Here is a 2,034-nt window from a genome sequence, read left to right on the forward strand (position 1 = left end):
GACCCAGACCCAGTCGCAGTCGCAGACGCCGCCACCTGCTCCGGCGCCTTCCCCAGCTCCGGCGCCTTCCCCCGCGCCCGCGCCGACTCCGGCCGCCAGCCCCGCGCCGGCGCCGACCGGTCAGTCCGGGGATCCCGGCGCGATCATCTCGGCGATCGAGTCGCTGGCCGGACTGCACGAGCGCGGCATCCTCTCCGACGAGGAGTTCGCCGCCAAGAAAGCCGAGCTGCTCGGCCGGCTCTGAGGCCGGCCGAGCCCACGAGCGTACGGATTCTGCGCGAATAGGCCCGATTTCCGTCAGAAACCGCACTGCCGCGCTTACTTGGCGTCACCCCGGCCGAAGTACAGCTCCTGGGTGGCGATGCAGACCAACTGGCCCGCCCGGTTGTACATCGTCGAGGTGGCCAGGCCCCGGCCGCCGATGCCGCTCGGCGAGGACTGATCCGAGAGCACCCAGTCCGAGAGGTCGATGGGCCGGTGGAACCACAGCGCATGATCGATCAGCGCGTTGAACGTGCTGATCGCCGTGGCGCCGCGCATCGTCAGCGCCGTCTCGAGCATGGTCGTACCGGACAGATAGGTCAGCAGAGCGCACCCCAGGATGTCGTCGGCGGGCACCGGCTCGGCCGGCCGCCACCACAACCGGATCCGCGGTGACGGGTTCGGCTGGTCCAGCGCCAGCCGCGGGGGCGCATCGACGTAGCGCAGGTCGAAAGGCTGCGGGCGCACCCAGTACCCGCCCGCTTCCTCGGCGTAGTCCCCCAACTGCTGCTGCACCGGTGCCAGCGAGTCGGGATCGGGCACCTCCGGCATAGGCTGCTGGTAGTCCGTCGACTCGACCGGGGCGCTGAACGACGCCAGGGCTTCGAGCAGGATCTGTCCGTCCTGGCGGGCGGTGACCTGCCGGGTCGACAGTGTCCCGCCGTCGCGTGCCGCATCGACATGGAGGTCGACGGGCTTGCGGGCGTCCCCGGCGCGCACGTAGTAGACGTGCACGCTGTGCGGCGTCCGTCCCGGGGCGGTGCGGCTGGCGGCCATCAGGGCCTGCCCGGCGATGTGGCCCCCGACGATGTGGTGGGCCGGGTTGTCCATCTGGGTGGCGACGAAGTGCAGATCGTCGACGCGGTCGACCTGCAGGGTGGTGATGACGTCGGTCAGGGACGGCTGGCGGTAGGACACCCCGGCATCATGCCGTGCCGCCCACCGGCCCGCGCGGCTAGCATCCGGTGGATGAGCGACGTGGAGCAGGACCCGGACTACCGCTTCACACTTGCCAACGAACGAACCTTCCTGGCCTGGATCCGCACCTCGCTGGCCCTGGTCGCCGGAGGAGTGGCGATCGTGCAGTTCGTTCCCGAGTTCGGCGTTCCGGGGGTGCGCCACGTGTTGAGCGTGGTTCTCACCGCCGGCGGCGGCCTGCTTGCCGCGTTGGCGGTGCGCCGCTGGCAGCGGGTGCAGATGGCGATGCGGCGCAACGCCGACCTGCCGCCGACCCATGTGCCGGCGATCCTGGGGGTGACGGTCTTCGTGGTCACCGTCGGGGTGCTGATCGTGTTGATGATCTGGCCGCCCGGGGGTTCCTGAGGTGCCCGGCCCCGCCCCGGACAAGCCGGGGTTGCAGGCCGAGCGCACCCTGATGTCCTGGGAGCGCAGCGCCTTCGGCTTCCTGGTCGGCGGGGCGCTGGTGCTGCTCAAGCCGCACGGCCCGCTCGGGGTCGGGCGCAGCGCACTGGCCATCGTCGCCGGCCTGCTGGCCCTGGTGGCCCTCTGGCTCGGATACCGGCGCTCACGCGGGGTCCACACCGACCCCACCGACACCGCTGACACCACCACGCTGCCCGCACCCGGGTTCGAGGTGGCCGTGCTCGGTTACAGCACAGCGGGTTTCGCCGCGCTGATCGTGGTGGCCGTGCTGTTCGCGCCGTGAGCGCTCTAGGGTGCACTCAGTGTCAGGGTGAGGTCACCGCTTCTTGCGGTGGTTGGATCCTTTACACCTGGTGTCTGGCTCGTAGGGTGCCTGCCGCCTTCGGGTTG

4 protein-coding genes are annotated in these 2,034 nt (G+C 70.8%); 3 read left to right on the forward strand and 1 reads right to left on the reverse strand.

Features of this window, described 5'->3' with window-relative positions:
• The coding region (locus tag ACXAID_RS27885; RefSeq protein ID WP_475025402.1) for an SHOCT domain-containing protein at window positions 1-244 on the forward strand (244 nt) is incomplete at its 5' end.
• Window positions 245-318: 74 nt separating this feature from the next.
• Here the strand turns inward: ACXAID_RS27885 and ACXAID_RS27890 are convergent.
• The gene (locus tag ACXAID_RS27890) at window positions 319-1,179 is read right to left on the reverse strand and encodes an acyl-CoA thioesterase (protein WP_475025403.1); all 861 of its coding nucleotides are present in this window, start codon (window positions 1,177-1,179) and stop codon (window positions 319-321) included.
• 51 nt (window positions 1,180-1,230) lie between these two features.
• On the opposite strand from ACXAID_RS27890, the gene ACXAID_RS27895 reads away from it, so the two are divergent.
• Entirely contained in the window at window positions 1,231-1,584 is a 354-nt protein-coding gene (locus ACXAID_RS27895) for a YidH family protein (protein WP_475025404.1), read from the forward strand.
• A 1-nt stretch (window position 1,585) separates the two neighbouring features.
• A complete protein-coding gene (locus ACXAID_RS27900) occupies window positions 1,586-1,927 on the forward strand; it encodes a DUF202 domain-containing protein (protein ID WP_475025405.1) in 342 nt (113 codons plus the stop codon).
• Window positions 1,928-2,034 lie beyond the last annotated feature (107 nt).

This window comes from Mycobacterium sp. ABE4_509 (assembly GCF_056160785.1).

Coding starts and splice junctions, on each gene's coding strand:
- ACXAID_RS27895 (WP_475025404.1), top strand. CDS start 1,231: ATGAGCGACGTGGAGCAGGACCCGGACTACCGCTTCACACTTGCCAAC.